This is a genomic window from Pseudomonas sp. NFR16, assembly GCF_900108875.1.
In the GTDB taxonomy this organism is placed as follows: domain Bacteria; phylum Pseudomonadota; class Gammaproteobacteria; order Pseudomonadales; family Pseudomonadaceae; genus Aquipseudomonas.
This window is the reverse complement of the sequence record NZ_FNYJ01000006.1, coordinates 1-19,816: the sequence shown is the minus strand read 5'-3', so window position 1 is coordinate 19,816 and position 19,816 is coordinate 1. Positions and strand designations below refer to the sequence as shown.

Below are 19,816 nucleotides of genomic sequence, written 5' to 3'. Positions count from 1 at the left end.
ATGAACAGCACGCTTATCCAGACAGACCGTTTCGCCCTGAGCGAATCCGAGCGCTCGGCCATCGAGCACGAAATGCATCACTACGAGGACCCTCGCGCGGCGTCCATCGAAGCCCTGAAGATCGTTCAGAAAGAACGCGGCTGGGTGCCGGACGGCGCCATCTATGCGATCGGCGAAGTGCTGGGCATCCCGGCCAGTGACGTTGAAGGCGTAGCCACGTTCTACAGCCAGATCTTCCGTCAACCGGTTGGCCGTCACATCATCCGCGTCTGCAACAGCATGGTCTGCTTCATCGCCGGTCACGAAGACATCGTCGGCGAAATCCAGAGCAAGCTGGGCATCGGCCTGGGCCAGACCACTGCCGACGGCCGTTTCACGCTGCTGCCGGCCTGCTGCCTGGGCAACTGTGACAAGGCACCGGCGGTCATGATCGACGACGATACTTTCGGCAATCTGCAGCCGGCGGGCGTTGCCCAGCTGCTGGAGGGTTACGTATGACCATCACTTCCTTCGGCCCGGCCAACCTGATTACCCGTACGCCGGAAACTCACCCGCTGACCTGGCGTCTGCGCGACGACGGCGAGCCGGTGTGGTTCGACGAGTACGTGGCCAAAGACGGCTATGCCGCTGCCCGCAAAGCGTTCGCCCAGCAATCGCCTGACGAAATCGTTCAGTCGGTCAAGGATTCCGGCCTCAAAGGTCGTGGCGGCGCAGGCTTTCCCACGGGTGTGAAATGGGGCCTGATGCCCAAAGACGAATCCCTGAATATCCGCTACCTGCTGTGCAACGCGGACGAGATGGAACCGAACACCTGGAAAGACCGCATGCTGATGGAGCAACTGCCCCATCTGCTGGTGGAAGGCATGCTCATCAGTGCCCGCGCCCTGAAAGCCTACCGCGGCTACATCTTCCTGCGTGGCGAGTACGTCACCGCCGCCAAACATCTGAATCGCGCCGTGGCCGAAGCCAAGGCCGCGGGTCTGTTGGGCAAGAACATCCTGGGCACTGGCTTCGATTTCGAGCTGTTCGTCCACACCGGCGCCGGGCGTTACATCTGCGGTGAAGAGACTGCACTGATCAACTCCCTGGAAGGCCGCCGCGCCAACCCGCGCTCCAAGCCGCCCTTCCCTGCCGCCGTCGGCGTGTGGGGCAAGCCGACCTGCGTGAACAACGTCGAAACCCTGTGCAACGTCCCGGCCATCGTCAACAACGGCAACGACTGGTACAAGTCGCTCGCCCGCGAAGGCAGCGAAGACCACGGCACCAAGCTGATGGGCTTCTCCGGCAAGGTGAAGAACCCGGGCATCTGGGAGCTGCCATTCGGCCTGCCCGCTCGCGAGCTGTTCGAAGACTACGCAGGCGGCATGCGTGACGGCTACAAGCTCAAGTGCTGGCAGCCAGGCGGCGCCGGTACCGGTTTCCTTCTGCCTGAACACCTCGATTGCCAGTTCTATGCTGGCGGCGTGGCCAAGGTCGGCACCCGGATGGGTACAGGCCTTGCGATGGCGGTGGACGACAAGGTCAACATGGTTTCGCTGCTGCGCAACATGGAAGAGTTCTTCGCCCAGGAGTCGTGCGGTTTCTGCACCCCTTGCCGCGACGGTCTGCCATGGAGCGTGAAAATGTTGCGCGCCCTCGAAAAAGGCCAGGGTCAACCGGGCGATATCGAGACGCTGCTGGGGCTGGTCAACTTCCTCGGCCCAGGCAAGACGTTCTGCGCTCACGCACCGGGCGCCGTGGAACCTCTGGGCAGCGCGATCAAATACTTCCGTGCGGAATTTGAAGCAGGCATCGCACCTGCACGGGCTGGCGACCTCAATCAGGTCAAGAGCCCGACGATCGCGGGCGCATAAAAAAGACAGACCGGTCAGTGGCCCGCAAGGCCGCTGACCTTCGCTCCGATTGCGCCCACCGGGCTGACTGAATCGGAGCAGCACCGAGATTCCATTAGCCACGCCCGCTGACACCGGGCCAACGAAGAACTTTGAACCATGGCTACTATCCACGTAGACGGCAAAGCGCTCGAAGTCGATGGCGCAGACAACCTGTTACAGGCCTGTCTGTCGCTGGGGCTCGACATCCCTTATTTCTGCTGGCATCCAGCCCTTGGCAGCGTTGGCGCCTGTCGCCAGTGCGCGGTCAAGCAGTACACCGACGAGAACGACACCCGTGGTCGTATCGTCATGTCCTGCATGACGCCAGCCACGGACAACACCTGGATCTCCATCGACGACGAAGAATCCAAGGCGTTCCGCGCCAGCGTCGTCGAATGGCTGATGACCAACCATCCTCACGACTGTCCGGTCTGTGAAGAAGGCGGTCACTGCCATCTGCAGGACATGACCGTGATGACCGGCCACAACGAGCGCCGGTATCGCTTCACCAAGCGCACCCACCAGAATCAGGAGCTGGGGCCGTTCATCGCGCATGAGATGAACCGCTGCATCGCCTGCTATCGCTGTGTGCGCTTCTATAAAGACTACGCCGGTGGCACCGACCTCGGGGTCTTCGGCGCCCACGACAACGTGTACTTCGGTCGCGTCGAAGACGGCACGCTGGAAAGCGAGTTCTCCGGCAACCTCACCGAGGTCTGCCCGACCGGTGTGTTCACCGACAAGACGCACTCCGAGCGTTACAACCGTAAGTGGGACATGCAGTTCTCGCCGAGCATCTGCCACGGCTGCTCCAGCGGCTGCAACATCAGCCCGGGCGAACGTTATGGCGAAATCCGCCGTATCGAGAACCGCTACAACGGCTCGGTGAACCAGTATTTCCTCTGCGACCGCGGCCGGTTCGGCTACGGCTACGTCAATCGCAAGGACCGTCCGCGTCAGCCGCTGCTGGCCGAAGGCAACGTCAAGCTGAGCCTGGACGCTGCGCTGGACAAGGCCGCCGACATGCTGCGCGGTCGCAACATCGTCGGCATCGGGTCGCCTCGCGCCAGCCTCGAAAGCAACTTCGCCCTGCGCGAACTGGTCGGTGCCGAGCATTTCTACTCGGGCATCGAAGCCGGTGAGCTTGCGCGTCTGCGCTTGATCGCCCAGGTCCTGAAGGACAGCCCGCTGCCCATCCCGACCCTGCGCGAAGTCGAAGAGCACGATGCCGTGTTCATCCTTGGCGAAGACGTGACTCAGACGGCAGCGCGCATGGCCCTCGGTCTGCGTCAACTGGTGAAGAACAAGGCCGAAGACATGGCCGCCGCGATGAAAGTCCAGCCATGGCTCGACGCTGCGGTGAAAAACATCGGTCAGCACGAGATGAACCCGCTGTTCATCGCCAGCCTGGCTGAAACCCGCCTGGACGACATCGCCGAGGAATGCGTGCATGCCGCCCCTGACGACCTGGCGCGCATCGGTTTTGCCGTGGCGCATGCCATCGACCCGAGCGCACCGGCGGTCGTGGGTCTGGACAGCGAAGCGCTGGAACTCGCTCAGCGCATCGCCACTGCCCTGCTCGAAGCCAAGCGTCCGCTGATCGTCTCCGGTGCCTCGCTGGGTTCAGACGCGCTGATCGAAGCGGCCGCGAACATCGCCAAGGCCCTGAAGCTGCGCGACAAGAACGGCTCGCTCAGCCTGGTCGTGCCGGAAGCCAACAGCATGGGCCTGACCCTGTTCGGTGGCGATTCGGTCGATGACGCGCTGCAAGCGGTGATCTCGGGCAAGGCCGACGCCATCGTCGTGCTGGAAAACGATCTGTTCACCCGCGTCGATGCCGCGACGGTCGAGGCTGCATTGAAGGCCGCGAAAGTGGTGATCGTTGCCGACCACCAGAAGACCGCGACCACCGATCGCGCGCACCTTGTGCTGCCAGCCGCCAGCTTCGCGGAAGGCGACGGCACGCTGGTCAGCCAGGAAGGCCGCGCTCAGCGTTTCTTCCAGGTCTACGATCCGACTTACCTTGACGCCAGCATCCAGATCCATGAAGGCTGGCGCTGGTTGCATGCCCTGCGCGCGACCCTGCTGAACAAGCCGGTCGACTGGACTCAACTGGACCACGTCACCGAAGCCTGTGCTGCGAGCAACGCGCAACTGGCCGGCATCGTCGGTGCCGCACCGTCCGCTGCGTTCCGCATCAAGGGTCTGAAACTGGCCCGTGAACCGCTGCGCTACAGTGGCCGTACCGCCATGCGCGCCAACATCAGCGTGCATGAACCGCGCACCTCGCAAGACAAGGACACTGCGTTCTCGTTCTCGATGGAAGGCTACTCGGGCTCGGCCGAGCCTCGCTCTCAGGTGCCGTTCGCCTGGTCGCCGGGCTGGAACTCGCCACAGGCCTGGAACAAGTTCCAGGACGAAGTCGGTGGTCATCTGCGTGCGGGCGATCCGGGCGTGCGCCTGATCGAAAGCAGCGGCGACAACCTGAGCTGGTTCGCCAGCGTGCCGCGCGCATTCTCCCCTGCTCAAGGGACCTGGCAGGTCGTGCCGTTCTACCACCTGTTCGGCAGCGACGAGAACTCGTCCAAAGCCGCGCCGGTTCAGGAACGTATTCCGGCTGCCTACGTCGCACTGGCCAAGTCCGAAGCGGACCGCCTGGGCGTCAACGACGGTGCCATGCTCAGCCTCAACGTTGCCGGCCAGACCCTGCGTCTGCCACTGCGCATCAATGAAGAACTGGGCGCCGGTCTGGTGGCGCTGCCATCGGGTCTGGCGGGCATTCCTCCGGCACTGGCCGGGAAAACCGTTGAAGGTCTGCAGGAGGCAGCACAATGACCACATGGTTTACCCCTGAGGTGATCGACTCGATCATCGCCGTCATCAAGGCCATCGTGGTGCTGCTGGCCGTGGTGGTCTGCGGCGCCCTGCTCAGCTTCGTCGAGCGTCGGCTGCTGGGCTGGTGGCAGGACCGTTACGGTCCCAACCGCGTCGGTCCGTTCGGTATGTTCCAGATTGCCGCCGACATGCTGAAGATGTTCTTCAAGGAAGACTGGAACCCTCCCTTCGTCGACAAGATGATCTTCACCCTGGCGCCAGTCGTGGCCATGAGCGCGCTGCTGATCTCGTTCTCGATCATCCCGGTCACCCAGACCTGGGTTGTCGCGGACCTGAACATCGGCCTGCTGTTCTTCTTCGCGATGGCCGGTCTTTCGGTCTACGCCGTGCTGTTCGCAGGCTGGTCGTCGAACAACAAGTACGCGCTGCTCGGCAGCTTGCGGGCCTCGGCTCAGACCGTCTCGTACGAAGTGTTCCTGGGCCTGTCCCTGATGGGCATCATCGTTCAGGTCGGCTCGTTCAACATGGGCGACATCGTTCAGTACCAGGCCGATCATCTGTGGTTCATCATTCCGCAGTTCTTCGGCTTCTGCACCTTCTTCATCGCTGGCGTCGCCGTGACTCACCGTCACCCGTTCGACCAGCCGGAAGCGGAACAGGAACTGGCCGACGGTTACCACATTGAATACGCCGGCATGAAATGGGGCATGTTCTTCGTCGGTGAGTACATCGGCATCATCCTGATCTCGGCGCTGCTGGTGACCCTGTTCTTCGGTGGCTGGCACGGCCCGTTCAACATCCTGCCGCAACTGTCGTTCATGTGGTTCGTCCTGAAGACCGCGTTCTTCATCATGCTGTTCATCCTGCTGCGCGCTTCCATTCCGCGTCCGCGTTATGACCAGGTGATGGATTTCAGCTGGAAGTTCTGCCTGCCACTGACCCTGATCAATTTGCTAGTGACCGCTGCGGTCGTCTTGGCGGCTCAGTGAGGATTTGACCCATGTTCAAATATATCGGCGACATCGTTAAGGGTACGGGTACCCAGCTGCGCAGCCTGATCATGGTCTTCGGCCATGGCTTCCGTAAGCGCGACACCCTGCAATATCCGGAAGAAGCGGTTTACCTGCCGCCTCGCTACCGTGGCCGCATCGTCCTGACCCGCGATCCCGACGGCGAAGAGCGCTGCGTGGCCTGCAACCTGTGCGCCGTGGCCTGCCCGGTCGGCTGCATCTCGCTGCAGAAAGCGGAAACCGAAGACGGCCGCTGGTACCCGGACTTCTTCCGCATCAACTTCTCGCGTTGCATCTTCTGCGGTCTCTGTGAAGAAGCCTGCCCGACCACCGCGATCCAGCTCACGCCGGATTTCGAAATGGCCGAGTTCAAACGTCAGGATCTGGTGTACGAGAAAGAAGATCTGCTGATCTCCGGCCCCGGCAAGAACCCTGACTACAACTTCTACCGCGTTGCGGGGATGGCGATCGCCGGCAAGCCGAAAGGCGCTGCCCAGAACGAAGCCGAGCCCATCAACGTCAAGAGCTTGCTGCCTTAAGGAAGAAAGATGGAATTCGCTTTCTATTTCGCATCCGGCATCGCTGTTGTGGCCACCCTGCGGGTGATCACCAACACGAACCCGGTGCACGCCCTGCTCTACCTGATCATTTCGCTGATCGCCGTGGCCATGACCTTCTTCAGTCTCGGCGCTCCGTTCGCCGGCGCTTTGGAAGTCATCGCCTACGCCGGCGCTATCATGGTGCTGTTCGTGTTCGTGGTGATGATGCTGAACCTGGGCCCGGCCTCGGTTCAGCAAGAACGCGCATGGCTCAAACCCGGTATCTGGCTGGGCCCGATCCTGCTGGGCGGCCTGCTGCTGGCAGAGCTGCTGTACGTGCTGTTCGCCAACTCCACCGGTGCCGGTATCGGTCACACCACCGTGCATGCCAAGGCGGTCGGCATCAGCCTGTTCGGTCCTTACCTGCTGGTTGTCGAACTCGCCTCGATGCTGCTGCTCGCCGCAGCGGTAACGGCGTTCCATGTCGGCCGCAACGAGGCGAAGGAGTAATCCCATGCATGCACAAATTCCTCTGGAACACGGGCTGGCCGTCGCCGGCATCCTGTTCTGCCTCGGCCTGGCGGGCCTGTTGGTACGCCGCAACATTCTGTTCGTGTTGATGAGCCTGGAAGTGATGATGAACGCGTCCGCGCTGGCTTTCGTCGTGGCGGGCAGCCGCTGGGCGCAGCCTGACGGTCAGATCATGTTCATTCTGGTGATCAGCCTTGCCGCAGCCGAGGCCAGTATCGGCCTGGCGATCCTGCTGCAACTGTATCGCCGCTTCCACACTCTCGATATCGACGCTGCCAGCGAGATGCGCGGATGAACCTACTCTTTCTGACTTTCGTATTCCCCCTGATCGGTTTCCTGCTGCTGTCGTTCTCTCGCGGCAAATGGTCGGAAAACCTCTCGGCCCTGGTAGGCGTCGGCTCCATTGGTCTGTCGGCCATCGTCGCCGCCTACGTGATCTTCCAGTTCAACGTCGCACCGCCTGAAGGCGGCCACCTGACGATGGTGCTGTGGCAATGGATGTCGGTGGACGGCTTCGACCCCAACTTCGCGCTGTATGTGGATGGCCTGTCCATCACCATGTTGGGCGTCGTGGTCGGCGTGGGCTTCCTGATCCATCTGTTCGCGTCCTGGTACATGCGCGGTGAAGATGGCTACTCGCGCTTCTTCGCCTACACCAACCTGTTCATTGCCAGCATGTTGTTCCTGATCCTGGGCGACAACCTGCTGTTCATCTACTTCGGTTGGGAAGGCGTGGGCCTTTGCTCGTACCTGTTGATCGGTTTCTATTACAGCAACCGCAACAACGGCAACGCGGCACTGAAAGCCTTCATCGTCACCCGCATCGGCGACGTGTTCATGGCCATCGGCCTGTTCATCCTGTTCCAGCAACTGGGCACGCTGAACATTCAGGAACTGCTGGTCCGTGCACCGCAGCACTTCAAGGTCGGCGATTTCTGGATCGTGCTGGCGACCCTGATGCTGCTGGGCGGCGCTGTCGGTAAATCCGCGCAACTGCCGCTGCAGACCTGGCTGGCGGATGCGATGGCCGGTCCTACCCCGGTTTCCGCACTGATCCACGCGGCAACCATGGTGACCGCCGGTGTCTACCTGATCGCCCGTACCCACGGCCTGTTCGCCCTGGCGCCGGACATCTTGCACCTGGTCGGCATCGTCGGCGGTGTGACCCTGGTGCTGGCCGGTTTCGCGGCACTGGTTCAGACCGACATCAAACGTATCCTCGCCTACTCGACCATGAGCCAGATCGGCTACATGTTCCTGGCGCTGGGTGTGGGCGCCTGGGAAGGCGCGATCTTCCACCTGATGACTCACGCGTTCTTCAAGGCCCTGTTGTTCCTTGCTTCGGGTGCGGTGATCGTCGCCTGCCACCACGAGCAGAACATCTTCAAGATGGGCGGCCTGTGGAAAAAACTGCCACTGGCCTACGCCAGCTTCATCGTCGGCGGCGCGGCTCTGGCGGCATTGCCTCTGGTCACTGCGGGCTTCTACTCCAAAGATGAAATTCTCTGGGAAGCCTTCGCCAGCGGCCATCAGTATCTGCTGTACGCAGGTCTGGTCGGTGCCTTCATGACCTCGCTGTACACCTTCCGCCTGATCTTCATCGCCTTCCACGGCGAAGCGAAGACCGAAGCTCATGCCGGCCACGGGATCTCCCACTGGTTGCCGCTGAGCGTGCTGATCGTGCTGTCGACTTTCATCGGCGCCTGGATTCATCCGCCACTGGCCGGCGTGCTGCCGGAAAGCGCGGGTCATGCGGGCGGCGAAGCCAAGCACAGCCTGGAAATCGCCTCGGGCGCCATCGCCTTGGCCGGGATCCTGCTGGCAGCGCTGCTGTTCCTCGGCAAGCGTCGTCTGGTCACTGCCATCGCCAACAGCGGACCGGGTCGTTTCCTGTCTGCCTGGTGGTTTGCGGCATGGGGCTTCGACTGGGTTTACGACGTGCTGTTCGTCAAACCATACCTGGCTATCAGCCGCATTCTGCGTGGCGATCCGCTCGACCACACAATCGGCCTGATCCCGCGTCTGGTCAAAGCCGGTAACGGCTTGATGAGCCGCACTGAAACCGGTCAGCTCCGCTGGTACGCCGCTTCGATCGCTGCAGGTGCCGTACTGGTACTCGGCGCGATCGTGCTGGTCTGATGAGTCGATCTGACATGAACCTTGCGACTTTGCGAAAGGAATTGAGCCCGTCATGATTCTGCCTTGGCTAATCCTGATCCCCTTTATCGGCGGCCTGCTGTGCTGGCAAGGTGAGCGCTTCGGCCCTACCCTGCCGCGCTGGATTGCGCTGGTTACGATGTCCCTCCTGACCGCACTGGGTCTGTGGCTGTGGAGCACCGGTACGTACAGCTACGCACCGGCTCCCGGCGTCGATCCGACCTGGGCGGTCGAATTCAAGGCCCAGTGGATCCAGCGCTTCGGCATCAGCGTGCATCTGGCGCTCGACGGTCTGTCGCTGCTGATGATCCTGCTGACCGGCCTGCTGGGTATCCTCTCGGTACTCTGCTCGTGGAAAGAGATCCAGCGTAACGTCGGCTTCTTTCACCTGAACCTGATGTGGATCCTGGGCGGCGTCGTTGGCGTGTTCCTGGCCATCGACCTGTTCATGTTCTTTTTCTTCTGGGAAATGATGCTCGTGCCGATGTACTTCCTCATCGCGCTCTGGGGTCACAGCTCGGCAGACGGCAAGAAGACCCGCATCTACGCCGCGACCAAGTTCTTCATCTTCACTCAGGCCAGCGGTCTGATCATGCTGGTGGCGATCCTGGGTCTGGTGCTGGTGAATTTCAACCAGACCGGCGTGATCACGTTCAGCTACGCCGACCTGCTGAAGACCAAGCTGTCCAACGGTACCGAATACATCCTGATGCTGGGCTTCTTCATCGCATTCGCGGTGAAGCTGCCGATCGTGCCGTTGCACTCCTGGCTGCCTGACGCTCACGCCCAGGCGCCGACCGCAGGTTCGGTGGATCTGGCGGGTATTCTGCTCAAGACCGCTGCGTACGGTCTGCTGCGTTTCGCCCTGCCGTTGTTCCCGAACGCGTCGGCAGAATTCGCCCCGATCGCGATGATCCTCGGCCTGATCGGGATCTTCTACGGCGCCTTCCTGGCCTTCGCCCAGACCGACATCAAGCGTCTGATCGCGTTCTCCAGCGTCTCGCACATGGGCTTCGTGCTGATCGGTATCTACTCCGGCAGCCAGCAGGCGCTGCAAGGTGTCGTGGTTCAGATGCTGGCGCACGGTCTGTCAGCCGCGGCGCTGTTCATCCTCAGCGGCCAGCTGTACGAGCGTCTGCACACCCGTGACATGCGTGAGATGGGCGGCTTGTGGAACAAGATCGCTTACCTGCCGGCCATCAGCCTGTTCTTTGCGGCCGCTTCTCTGGGTCTGCCGGGCACCGGCAACTTCGTCGGCGAGTTCCTGATCCTGATCGGCAGCTTCGTCAGTGCGCCATGGATCACGGCGATTGCCACCTCCGGTCTGGTGTTCGGTTCGGTCTACTCGCTGATCATGATCCACCGCGCCTACTTCGGTCCTGCCAAGACCGATACGGTCTACAAAGGCATGGACGGACGGGAAATGATCATGGTGCTGGGCCTGGCCGTGTTGCTGGTTCTGCTGGGTATTTACCCGCAGCCGATCCTGGACACTTCCTCGGCGACCATGCATGGCGTGCAGCAATGGCTCGGCACCGCCTTCACTCAACTCGCTTCGGCCCGGTAAGAGCGCTATGGACCTGACGATTCAACACTTTATTGCGCTGGCGCCGCTGCTGATCACCAGCCTCACCGTTGTCGTGGTGATGCTCGGTATCGCATGGCGTCGCAACCACTCGCAATCGTTCCTGCTGACCGTGGCAGGACTCAACCTGGCCCTGCTGTCGATCTACCCGGCCCTCAAAGTCGCGCCGCTGGTGGTCACTCCCCTGCTGCAGATCGACAGCTTTGCCCTTCTGTACATCGGCATCATCCTTGTCTCGACGCTGGCGTGTGTCACCCTGGCGCACGCCTACCTAGGTGAAGGCAAGGCCGGCTACCCGGGCAACCGCGAAGAGCTTTATCTGCTGATCCTGATGGCGGCCGCTGGCGGCATGGTGCTGGTCGCTGCGCAACACCTGGCGAGCCTGTTCATCGGCCTGGAGCTGCTGTCGGTGCCGGTCTACGGTCTGGTGGCTTACGCGTTCTTCAACAAACGCTCGCTGGAAGCCGGTATCAAGTACATGGTGCTGTCGGCGGCGGGATCGGCGTTTCTGTTGTTCGGCATGGCGCTGTTGTACGCCGAAGCCGGCAGCCTGGGCTTCAGCGAAATCGGCAAGGCCATCGCGGCCACCGGCCTGCCGAGCCCGATTGCCAGCCTGGGTCTGGGCATGATGCTGATCGGCCTGGGCTTCAAGCTGTCGCTGGTGCCCTTCCACCTGTGGACGCCGGACGTGTACGAAGGCGCCCCTGCGCCGGTCGCCGCATTCCTGGCCACCGCGAGCAAGGTCGCCGTGTTCGGCGTGCTGGTCCGTCTGTTCCAGATTTCGCCGGCCGCCACCAGTGGCGTGCTGTCCGATGTGATGTCAGTCATCGCCGTCGCATCGATCATCATCGGCAACCTGCTGGCGCTGACCCAGAGCAACCTCAAGCGCCTGCTCGGTTACTCATCCATTGCTCACTTCGGTTATCTGATGATCGCAATGGTCGCGAGCAAAGGTCTGGCGGTCGAGGCGATCAGTGTCTATCTGGTGACGTACGTGCTGACCAGCCTGGGCGCGTTCGGCGTGGTCACGCTGATGTCTTCGCCTTACAGCGGTCGCGACGCAGATGCGATGTTTGAATACCGCGGCCTGTTCTGGCGTCGTCCGTACCTGACCGCTGTACTGACCGTGATGATGTTGTCCCTGGCGGGTATCCCGCTGACCACAGGCTTCATCGGCAAGTTCTACATCATCGCGACGGGTGTCGAAGCGCACCTGTGGTGGCTGACGGCCTCGCTGGTCATCGGCAGCGCGATCGGCGTGTTCTACTACCTGCGGGTGATGGTCACGCTGTATCTGCAGGACTCGAAGATCCAGCGCCACGATGCCCCATTCAATTGGGCGCAACGTGCCGGTGGTGTAATGCTGTTGGGCATTACGCTGCTGGCGTTCTTCCTCGGCGTCTACCCACAGCCGCTGTTGAGCCTGGTGCAACACGCCGGACTGTGATGGTCGGCTGAGGTATAAAAAAACCCTGCTCTGGAGCAGGGTTTTTTTATGGTCATGCCCAAGTGGCTAACCGGGCAATCGCACCGTCTTTTTAGTTCCCACGAACAAACCCCAGGTCGACATGAACAATGCCGCGACCATCGGACCGATCACGAACCCGTTCAGGCCGAACACAGCCATGCCGCCCAGCGTCGAGATGAGAATCAGGTAATCCGGCATCCGTGTGTCCTTGCCCACCAGAATGGGACGCAGCACGTTATCCACCAGCCCGATTACGAAGACACCGAACAGCCCCAGCACCACGCCCTGCCAGACCATGCCGCTCAACAGAAAATAGGCCGCAACCGGGGCCCATACGATGCCCGCGCCTACTGCCGGCAGCAGCGACAGAAATGCCATCAGCACAGCCCAGAGCAGTGCACTCGGGATGTCAAGAATCCAGAAAATCAGCCCGCCCAATGCTCCCTGAGTGATGGCGACCACGACATTGCCTTTGACCGTCGCACGCACCACGCGGGTGAATTTGAGCTGCAGTCGACGCTTCTGCGGCTCAGCCAGCGGAAAGGCGATGCGGATCCTGCGCGTCAGGTCCTGCCCATCGCGCAGGAAAAAGAACAACAGATAGAGCATCACGAAGAAGCTCACCACGAAGTCGAAAGTGCCCTGACCGAAGCTGAAGGCCTGAGTGGCGAGGTACTGACTGCCTTGCATGGCCGTCTTCGAGATTTTGTCCTGCAGCCCTTTGAAATCGCCCATGCCCAGACGATCGAGCCAGTGCTGAAGCGATGGCGGCAGCAGAGCCTTGAATTCTGCAAGGTACTTGGCAACGTCCAGCTGCCCGCTTTCCACACTTTTGTAGAGCGCCGCGCCTTCCTGGACCATCAACATGCCGATGATGATCACCGGCAGGATCGCAATCACCAGACACACCATCAACGTGCACAATGAGGTGAGGTTGCGTTGCCAGCCGAAACGCGCCAACAGCCGTCGCTGCAGCGGCGCAAAGATGATGCCCAGCACGACGGCCCAGAACACGGCGCCGTAGAACGGCAGCAGAATCCAGATGAAGGCAATGGTCACCAGCACCAACAGCAGCATGAGGGTTTTGTTTTGTAGCGAAGTCTCGTTCATGTCTCTTCCATGTCATCGAGCCGCGCTGAACGCACGGCCTGATTATTAGTCCGCCAATCGCTACAGGAGTGCCACCTGTAACACTGCGCTAACAGACATGAAAGCAGCGCGATGAAGGCGGAGGACCCGATAAGCCCCACCGTCTCCATCCGCTTGTTTAACCTCAGATTCGGAACTGTCCTACCAACTGGCCGAGCCGTTGATTCAGCGCGGTCAGGTTGCGCGAAGTCGTGGCGCCATGGCGAGTTTCTTCCGCGACGCTTTCAACCGCCACCGCGATCTGATGCACGCTGCGATTGATCTCCTCGGCCACCGCCGTCTGCTCTTCCGCAGCGCTGGCGATCTGTGCGTTCATCGCATTGATCGTGCCGATCAACTGACCGATCGTGTCCAGGGACGCTCCGGCTTCATTGGCCTGTGCAGACGTGCCGTCTCCGGCATCGCTTGAGCGTCGCATCGCGGCCACCGCGCCTTGCGTGCCTTGCTGCAGCCGGTCGATCATGCCCTGGATTTCCTGGGTGCTTTGCTGAGTGCGACTGGCCAGAGCACGAACCTCGTCGGCGACCACCGCGAACCCGCGCCCGGCTTCACCTGCCCGGGCCGCTTCAATGGCGGCGTTGAGGGCCAGCAGATTGGTCTGCTCGGCAATGGAACGGATAACAGCCAGCACGCCGACAATCGACGACACATCGTTCTGCAGGCTGTCCAGCGAGGTACCGCTGTGGCGGATGTCACTCACCAGCGCGTGAATCTGCTGAATGCTGCCATCGACGACCCGCTTGGCGGCCTGTCCTTGCGCATCGGTCTGCTGCGCCGCCACCGAGGCACCCTGCGCGCTTTTCGCGACTTCCTGCGCGGCCGCCGACATCTGATTGATCGCGGTCGCGACCTGATCGGTCTCGTGCCGCTGACGTTCCATCGCCTGTTCCGAGCGCTGCGCCTGATGAGTGACATCGCTGACGAGTCCGGTCAACTGCCCGGTCATCTCGGCGATCTGCTTCACCAGACCGTGAATCTTGTCGACAAAACGGTTGAACGAGCTGGCCAGTTCGCCCAGTTCATCCTGCGACGACACCGCCAGCCGTCGCGTCAGGTCGCCCTCTCCGGCAGCAATATCGTCCAGATTGGCCTTCATCAGTCGCAACGGGCGCAGGATACTTCCCGCCATCCAGACACCGACCACCGCGATGACGGCCAGGACCAGCAGCGTGATGCCGATGATGCTGACCAACATGCTCTGCATGCGCTCGGCAACGTTCTTGCGAACCTCGGCAACCTTGGCGTCGATGTTGTCCAGGTTGACCGAGGAACCGACCGCCATGTCCCATTTAGGCAAGTACTCGGAATAGCCCAGCTTGGGCACCAGATCGCTTGAGCCGGGCAACGGAGACGAATATTCCAGATAATGGGTGCCCGCTTTCGCGACCTCGACCAAACCTGCGTTGACGTAAACGCCGTTAGGATCGCGGGCATCCTTGAAGCTCTTGCCGATGCCGTCGGGGCTGCTGCCCTTGAACAGGCGAACGGCCTGCGAGTCGTAGCCGAAGAAGTAGCCGTCTTTGGCGTAATTGACCTGAGAGAGCATCTTGATGACTTGGGCGCGGGCCTCCAGGTCGCCCGGAGCCGACGCGTCATACAGCGGCTTGATGGTGCCCATCGCGACCGCCACGTAACTCTGCAGTGTCGTCTTGGCTTCGGCGAGCAAGTGCTGTCGCGTTTCTTCAACGTCGCGCCGCGCCTGCTCGCGCAACATCAAGACCGTACTGGCACTGACGATCAGCGCGAACAGCAACACGGGCAATACCGCGAGCGAAAGTAACCTGGCTTTGAGATTTAGCCGCATAGAAGTCGTGACCCTTTATTGTTGTGTGCATTACGCCGTGGGGCTCCTCTTCGGTTAACGGCCCGGTCCCACGAAAGTTGAGGTCACACAACAGGGTCGCACAATCAAAGCGACTCGGACGGTTCCGAGCGGGACGATTGCAGCGCATGGCGCTCAGGCAGATCGATTCGAATCAAAAGGCCGCCGAGGGAGCTGTCCGACAACTGAATTACCCCGTCCCAGGCTTGGACAATGTCTTTGACGATCCCCAGGCCCAGCCCGTGGCCGTTCACCTGTTCGTCCAGGCGATTGCCACGTCCAAGCACTTCATCACGACGAGATTCGGGAATACCCGGACCGTCGTCATCGATCATCAGGCTGTAGCCCTGAGCGTCCAGGGTGATCGTCAGCCGGACCTGGCTGTCTGCCCATTTGCAGGCGTTGTCCATCAGATTGCCAAGCAGCTCGAGGATGTCTTCACGGTCCCAAGGCAGGATCAGCCCTTGCGCGACCTGAGCGCTGAGATCGAGGTGCTCGCCATGAATCATGCGCAGCGTGGAGAACAACCCCGGTAACTCGGCGCCACAATCGAAACGCGCACCGGGCAACGCATCGCCTGACAATCTCGCGCGGTTGAGTTCGCGCTCCAGACGCTGCTGAATCTGCTGCAACTGATCACGCAAAGTAGCGCGCACGTGCGGCTGCTGCTCCAGCGCCTGGCCCTCGGCGAGACTCATCAAAACCGCCAGCGGGGTTTTCAGCGCATGCCCCAGGTTACCCAGCGCGTTGCGCGAGCGCTTGAGGCTGTCCTCAGTGTGAGCCAGCAGATGGTTGATCTGCGCCACAAGGGGGGCAAGTTCGAGTGGTACGCTTTCGTCAAGCTGCGAACGCTGCCCTTGCTGAAGCTGAAAAAGCTGCTCGCGAGCGGTATCCAGAGGCTTCAGGGCACGCCTCACCGTCACTCGCTGAAGGATGAGAATCAGCACCAGCGCAGCGAGGCCGAGGCCTAAACCGATTTGTTTGACGAGAGCAAAGCTGGCCTGGACTGGCGTGTAGTCCTGAGCCACTGTGATGGCGATCTTCTGGCCGAATTTGCGGTATTCGGTATGCAGCAACAACAGCGACTGATGACTCTTCTGCAACTCAAGGTTGGCATGCAGCCCGGGATGCTCAGGCTGTGGCAGTTCCAGATCCCACAAAGACCTTGAACGCCAGTGCCCGCCGTCAAAATCAATGCGGAAATAATGACCGGAATACGGACGCTGATACCCCGGCGAAAGGCGGTGTTCATCGAGTTGCAGGCCATCTGGACCTCGAACGAGGGCGACCAGCAAAGATTCACTTTCATTGCGCAGACCGGATTCGAGGTAGCGCTGCAGGCCGATTTCGAACAGCCAAAGGCTGATCTGCGCCAGAACCAGCCCGACGATCAGCAAAACGCTGATCAAACCAAGACTCAGGCGGCGCTGGATCGACCTCACCCGCCGGCCCCACCAAACCGATAGCCCTGGCCTCGCCGCGTCTCCACGACGGCTCGACCCAGCTTGCGCCGCAGGTGGTTGACGTGCACCTCGATCACGTTGGAATCACGCTCGCTCTCGCCGTCATAGAGGTGCTCGGCCAGGTGACTCTTGGAGAGAATCTGCTCCGGATGAAGCATGAAGTATCGCAACAGGCGAAACTCCGCGGACGTCAACTGAATCTCCTCGCCCTCCCGGCTGACGCACTGCCGTCCTTCATCCAGATGCAGGCCGGCTGCTTGCAATGTCGGTTGATTAGCCAGCCCCCTGACGCGGCGTAACAGCGCTTGAATGCGCAGTTGCAGTTCTTCGGGATGAAAGGGCTTGGTCAGGTAATCATCGGCACCGGCTTTGAGCCCTTCGATACGCTCAGCCCATGACCCACGAGCCGTCAGAATCAGAACCGGAGTCGCCAACCCGTCCGCACGCCACTTCTGCAACACGTCCAGGCCCGGTATGCCCGGCAGTCCCAGATCAAGCACAATCAAGTCGTAAGGCTCGCTGGCCCCCTGATAAATAGCGTCTCGGCCGTCGGCAAGCCAGTCCACCGCATAGCCTTGGCGGTTCAACGTGCTCATCAGCTCATCGGCCAGCGGTACATGATCCTCAACCAGTAACAAACGCATCAATCATCTTCCTTGTCTTCCAGCAAACGACAGTCGCTGGCATCGAATTTCAGCTCGCGGACCACGTGATCCGAGGTCAACAACTCGATTTCATACACCAGCACGTCATGCTTTTCTTCGAGCTCCGCTTCCAGGAGCTTTGAACCGGGATAGCGCCCCAGTGCCTGTTCGATGAATTGCTCCAAGGGCAAGATGACGCCCTGCCTGCGCAATTGCAGCGCCTCATCCTGGTCCAGGTCCCGCGCCGCGCACATCATGCAGAACATGACGGCGCAGGTTGCCAGCAACCAGTGAACGACACATGTGCCGGGGCGCTTACTGGCGATCATCAGGTGTCCTGATGATCTTTGAGGATCTGGCTGCTGACCGCGTCGATCTCCACATCCCACTCGACACCCTTGGCGTCGCGCAGCTCAACCTGATAAACGTATTTGCCATATTCCTCTTCCAGCTCGGTCTCGGTGATGTTCGCTTTGGGATGCTTGGCCAGCGCCGCGTCGTTGAGTTTTTCGAAAGACTGAATAGTACCTGCATCGCGCAGACGCAGCGCCTCATCCGGGCCAAGATCCCGCGCCTGAGCGTAACCAGCCGCGACAGTAAGGGCAGATGCAGCGAAAAAAGCCGTCAACGTTTTCATCGTAGTTCTCCGTTCTCGTAGTAATGTTTACGACCTTTACGATAAACGCACGAACTTAATTAAAACTGAATTTATCTGGCTAGGTGCCATCACCGCTTGCCGTTGCCCCGGCTCTTCAGATCATTCACTTTGCGCCGTTCTCCAAGGAGCATCCATGAGCGCCATTCACATCAAAACGCCGGCGCTCACGATAAAGGCCGGCAAAAGAGCCATCGCCCGCATTCGCGATCAGGGCCTTGCTCCGCAAGACGTCGGCATCATTCCCGGCGCCGCGGGCGGCCCCAAGGCACTAGGTATCCAGGGACTGGACCTGGCGCTGTTTGGCGAATGGCTCCCACGCGCCAAACGCGAACGCTCGCTGATCGGCGCGTCGATCGGCTCGTGGCGTTTCGCAAGCGCCTGTCTTCCTGACCCTGTCGAAGGCCTCAAGCTACTCGGCAGGCTATATAACGAGCAGAGCTTCGCCAAAGGCGTGACCATGGCACAGGTGAGTCAGAGCTGCGTCAAAATGCTCGATGATCTGTTGCAAGGGCGCGATGCGAACGTGCTCAGCAACCCGCACTATCGCCTGAATATCATGATCGTCAAAAGTCATGGGCTGCTTGCGCAGGATGATCGACGTGGACTGGGATTGGGATTGTCTTCGGTCATCGCCAGCAACCTACTGGGCCGCGACCGGCTTTCGAGGCATTTTGAGCGTCTGATCCTCCACGACGCGCGTCGGGCCCCTCCCCTACTGGCATTGACCGACTTCCCTTCACGGTGTCTGCATCTGAAAACGTCAAACTTGCGTCTGGCCCTGTTGGCGTCGGGCTCCATTCCCATGGTCATGCAGGGCGTGATGGATATCCCGGGCGTCGGACCCGGCACCTTCCGCGACGGGGGACTTCTGGATTACCACCTTGATCTACCGTACAGCGGCAGTGACATCGTTCTGTATCCGCATTTCACCGACAAAATCATACCGGGCTGGTTCGACAAAGCCCTGCCATGGCGTCGAGGCGATTTGAACCGCTTGCAGGACGTATTGCTGCTGGCGCCTTCGCGCGAATACCTGTCGACCTTGCCGCTTGGAAAGCTGCCTGATCGAAGCGACTTCAAGCGGTTCATGGGTAAAGACGCAGAACGCCAGCGTTATTGGCGCACCGCAATGGAAAACAGCCAGCGACTGGGGGATGAGTTTGTGGAGCTGGTGGATACCGGTCGATTGGCAGAACGGCTTCAGCCATTGGTTTAACCAGGCGGTCAGGTTCCGCCTGTCCCTTGGGAAACCATTGCTGGTAAACTCGCGCTCTGCATTTATCGCTCTGGCGATCGCCACTTTTTAAGGTTCACATCGTGGAAATTTTTAAAGAATTTACGTTCGAATCCGCCCATCGCCTCCCCCACGTACCGGAAGGCCACAAGTGTGGGCGTTTGCACGGTCACTCGTTCCGCATTGCCATTTACCTTCAAGGCGAACCCGACCCTCAAACCGGATGGATTCGTGATTTTTCAGAAATCAAAACCATCTTCAAGCCTCTGTACGAGCGCCTGGACCATAACTATCTGAATGACATTCCCGGTCTGGAGAATCCAACCAGTGAAGTGCTGGTGAAATGGATCTGGAATGAATTGAAGCCGCTGTTACCCGAGCTGTCGGCCATCCGTATCCACGAAACATGTACAAGCGGTTGCGTGTATCGCGGAGACTGATCGGCGATGAAGTAAAAGAACCACCTTCGGGTGGTTTTTTTGTAGGTGGGATTTTTATCGGGGCCGCAGATTTTTCACGCGCAAAAACAAAACCCCATCTGCTTTCGCAAATGGGGTTCTGGAATTTAATCTTGACGATGACCTACTCTCACATGGGGAAACCCCACACTACCATCGGCGATGCATCGTTTCACTTCTGAGTTCGGGATGGGATCAGGTGGTTCCAATGCTCTATGGTCGTCAAGAAATTCGGGTACCGAACCGAGGCCTGGGGCCGCGCTTCAGCCAATCGGGTATGTGATCAGGTCTGGCCTGTATGCTGCAAACTTTCGGTGCGTGTCGTCTTCACAGTCACCGCAATCTGTGCTCGTCCGAGTCGCAGATTGCTTGGGTGTTATATGGTCAAG

Annotated in this window: 18 protein-coding genes, 1 rRNA gene and 1 pseudogene; 12 read left to right on the top strand and 8 right to left on the bottom strand. The window is 60.4% G+C overall.

The annotated features are described in order from the left end of the window. From nuoE to nuoN, 10 genes are all read left to right on the top strand, one after another. Complete coding sequence (gene nuoE / locus BMZ10_RS21265; protein ID WP_093466804.1) at positions 1-498, top strand: NADH-quinone oxidoreductase subunit NuoE; 498 nt, start codon at positions 1-3, stop codon at positions 496-498. After that, positions 495-1,853: an NADH-quinone oxidoreductase subunit NuoF gene (gene nuoF / locus BMZ10_RS21260; protein WP_093466802.1), complete on the top strand. Its 1,359-nt coding sequence runs from the start codon at positions 495-497 to the stop codon at positions 1,851-1,853. Before nuoE ends, nuoF begins: the two co-directional genes overlap by 4 nt. Before the next feature lie 138 nt (positions 1,854-1,991). Then, complete coding sequence (gene nuoG, locus BMZ10_RS21255; RefSeq protein ID WP_093466800.1) at positions 1,992-4,709, top strand: NADH-quinone oxidoreductase subunit NuoG; 2,718 nt, start codon at positions 1,992-1,994, stop codon at positions 4,707-4,709. After that, positions 4,706-5,698 (top strand): NADH-quinone oxidoreductase subunit NuoH, encoded by a 993-nt coding sequence (gene nuoH / locus BMZ10_RS21250; RefSeq protein ID WP_093466798.1) that lies wholly within the window; start codon positions 4,706-4,708, stop codon positions 5,696-5,698. The genes nuoG and nuoH overlap by 4 nt, the downstream gene beginning before the upstream one ends. Before the next feature lie 11 nt (positions 5,699-5,709). Continuing rightward, positions 5,710-6,258: an NADH-quinone oxidoreductase subunit NuoI gene (gene nuoI / locus BMZ10_RS21245; protein WP_062380730.1), complete on the top strand. Its 549-nt coding sequence runs from the start codon at positions 5,710-5,712 to the stop codon at positions 6,256-6,258. A gap of 9 nt (positions 6,259-6,267) precedes the next feature. Then, positions 6,268-6,768, top strand: coding sequence for an NADH-quinone oxidoreductase subunit J (nuoJ, locus tag BMZ10_RS21240; RefSeq protein WP_093466796.1), 501 nt, complete (start codon positions 6,268-6,270; stop codon positions 6,766-6,768). Positions 6,769-6,772: 4 nt separating this feature from the next. Further along, positions 6,773-7,084, top strand: coding sequence for an NADH-quinone oxidoreductase subunit NuoK (nuoK, locus tag BMZ10_RS21235; RefSeq protein ID WP_093466794.1), 312 nt, complete (start codon positions 6,773-6,775; stop codon positions 7,082-7,084). After that, a complete protein-coding gene (gene nuoL, locus BMZ10_RS21230) occupies positions 7,081-8,928 on the top strand; it encodes an NADH-quinone oxidoreductase subunit L (RefSeq protein ID WP_093466792.1) in 1,848 nt (615 codons plus the stop codon). The genes nuoK and nuoL overlap by 4 nt, the downstream gene beginning before the upstream one ends. 52 nt (positions 8,929-8,980) lie before the next feature. Beyond that, on the top strand, positions 8,981-10,513 hold the full coding sequence (gene nuoM / locus BMZ10_RS21225) for an NADH-quinone oxidoreductase subunit M (RefSeq protein ID WP_093466790.1): 1,533 nt from the start codon (positions 8,981-8,983) through the stop codon (positions 10,511-10,513). A 7-nt stretch (positions 10,514-10,520) separates the two neighbouring features. Further along, positions 10,521-11,978, top strand: coding sequence for an NADH-quinone oxidoreductase subunit NuoN (gene nuoN / locus BMZ10_RS21220; protein WP_093466789.1), 1,458 nt, complete (start codon positions 10,521-10,523; stop codon positions 11,976-11,978). Between the two features lie 66 nt (positions 11,979-12,044). Here the strand turns inward: nuoN and BMZ10_RS21215 are convergent, their stop codons facing one another. The 7 genes and pseudogenes from BMZ10_RS21215 to BMZ10_RS21190 form a co-directional block, all read right to left on the bottom strand. Then, the gene (locus BMZ10_RS21215; protein WP_093466787.1) at positions 12,045-13,109 is read right to left on the bottom strand and encodes an AI-2E family transporter; all 1,065 of its coding nucleotides are present in this window, start codon (positions 13,107-13,109) and stop codon (positions 12,045-12,047) included. 163 nt (positions 13,110-13,272) lie between these two features. Further along, positions 13,273-14,028 (bottom strand): methyl-accepting chemotaxis protein, encoded by a 756-nt coding sequence (locus BMZ10_RS28390; protein WP_371266132.1) that lies wholly within the window; start codon positions 14,026-14,028, stop codon positions 13,273-13,275. A 102-nt stretch (positions 14,029-14,130) separates the two neighbouring features. After that, a pseudogene (locus tag BMZ10_RS28385) lies at positions 14,131-14,862 on the bottom strand (cache domain-containing protein); the annotation flags it as partial. Between the two features lie 194 nt (positions 14,863-15,056). Then, positions 15,057-16,412 (bottom strand): sensor histidine kinase, encoded by a 1,356-nt coding sequence (locus BMZ10_RS21205; protein ID WP_093466783.1) that lies wholly within the window; start codon positions 16,410-16,412, stop codon positions 15,057-15,059. After that, complete coding sequence (locus tag BMZ10_RS21200) at positions 16,409-17,077, bottom strand: response regulator transcription factor (protein WP_093466781.1); 669 nt, start codon at positions 17,075-17,077, stop codon at positions 16,409-16,411. Before BMZ10_RS21200 ends, BMZ10_RS21205 begins: the two co-directional genes overlap by 4 nt. Beyond that, positions 17,077-17,343: a PepSY domain-containing protein gene (locus tag BMZ10_RS21195; protein ID WP_093467870.1), complete on the bottom strand. Its 267-nt coding sequence runs from the start codon at positions 17,341-17,343 to the stop codon at positions 17,077-17,079. The genes BMZ10_RS21200 and BMZ10_RS21195 overlap by 1 nt, the downstream gene beginning before the upstream one ends. A 62-nt stretch (positions 17,344-17,405) precedes the next feature. Then, entirely contained in the window at positions 17,406-17,714 is a 309-nt protein-coding gene (locus tag BMZ10_RS21190; protein WP_093466779.1) for a PepSY domain-containing protein, read from the bottom strand. A 154-nt stretch (positions 17,715-17,868) separates the two neighbouring features. On the opposite strand from BMZ10_RS21190, the gene BMZ10_RS21185 reads away from it, so the two are divergent. Then, positions 17,869-18,951: a patatin-like phospholipase domain-containing protein gene (locus tag BMZ10_RS21185; RefSeq protein WP_093466777.1), complete on the top strand. Its 1,083-nt coding sequence runs from the start codon at positions 17,869-17,871 to the stop codon at positions 18,949-18,951. Positions 18,952-19,052: 101 nt separating this feature from the next. After that, positions 19,053-19,409 (top strand): 6-carboxytetrahydropterin synthase QueD, encoded by a 357-nt coding sequence (queD, locus tag BMZ10_RS21180; RefSeq protein WP_093466775.1) that lies wholly within the window; start codon positions 19,053-19,055, stop codon positions 19,407-19,409. 129 nt (positions 19,410-19,538) lie between these two features. On the opposite strand, the gene rrf is transcribed toward queD, so the two are convergent. Next, a 5S ribosomal RNA gene (rrf, locus tag BMZ10_RS21175) occupies positions 19,539-19,654 on the bottom strand. Between the last annotated feature and the right edge of the window lie 162 nt (positions 19,655-19,816).

What these genes read in the sequence shown, in the direction of transcription:
- nuoF (WP_093466802.1), top strand. Translation starts at nt 495, where the DNA reads ATGACCATCACTTCCTTCGGCCCGGCCAACCTGATTACCCGTACGCCG.
- nuoH (WP_093466798.1), top strand. Translation starts at nt 4,706, where the DNA reads ATGACCACATGGTTTACCCCTGAGGTGATCGACTCGATCATCGCCGTC.
- nuoL (WP_093466792.1), top strand. Translation starts at nt 7,081, where the DNA reads ATGAACCTACTCTTTCTGACTTTCGTATTCCCCCTGATCGGTTTCCTG.
- BMZ10_RS21215 (WP_093466787.1), bottom strand. Translation starts at nt 13,109, where the DNA reads ATGAACGAGACTTCGCTACAAAACAAAACCCTCATGCTGCTGTTGGTG.
- nuoI (WP_062380730.1), top strand. Translation starts at nt 5,710, where the DNA reads ATGTTCAAATATATCGGCGACATCGTTAAGGGTACGGGTACCCAGCTG.
- nuoJ (WP_093466796.1), top strand. Translation starts at nt 6,268, where the DNA reads ATGGAATTCGCTTTCTATTTCGCATCCGGCATCGCTGTTGTGGCCACC.
- BMZ10_RS21195 (WP_093467870.1), bottom strand. Translation starts at nt 17,343, where the DNA reads ATGTTCTGCATGATGTGCGCGGCGCGGGACCTGGACCAGGATGAGGCG.
- nuoK (WP_093466794.1), top strand. Translation starts at nt 6,773, where the DNA reads ATGCATGCACAAATTCCTCTGGAACACGGGCTGGCCGTCGCCGGCATC.
- BMZ10_RS21185 (WP_093466777.1), top strand. Translation starts at nt 17,869, where the DNA reads ATGAGCGCCATTCACATCAAAACGCCGGCGCTCACGATAAAGGCCGGC.
- nuoE (WP_093466804.1), top strand. Translation starts at nt 1, where the DNA reads ATGAACAGCACGCTTATCCAGACAGACCGTTTCGCCCTGAGCGAATCC.
- BMZ10_RS21200 (WP_093466781.1), bottom strand. Translation starts at nt 17,077, where the DNA reads ATGCGTTTGTTACTGGTTGAGGATCATGTACCGCTGGCCGATGAGCTG.
- nuoG (WP_093466800.1), top strand. Translation starts at nt 1,992, where the DNA reads ATGGCTACTATCCACGTAGACGGCAAAGCGCTCGAAGTCGATGGCGCA.
- BMZ10_RS21190 (WP_093466779.1), bottom strand. Translation starts at nt 17,714, where the DNA reads ATGAAAACGTTGACGGCTTTTTTCGCTGCATCTGCCCTTACTGTCGCG.
- BMZ10_RS28390 (WP_371266132.1), bottom strand. Translation starts at nt 14,028, where the DNA reads ATGGAACGTCAGCGGCACGAGACCGATCAGGTCGCGACCGCGATCAAT.
- nuoN (WP_093466789.1), top strand. Translation starts at nt 10,521, where the DNA reads ATGGACCTGACGATTCAACACTTTATTGCGCTGGCGCCGCTGCTGATC.
- nuoM (WP_093466790.1), top strand. Translation starts at nt 8,981, where the DNA reads ATGATTCTGCCTTGGCTAATCCTGATCCCCTTTATCGGCGGCCTGCTG.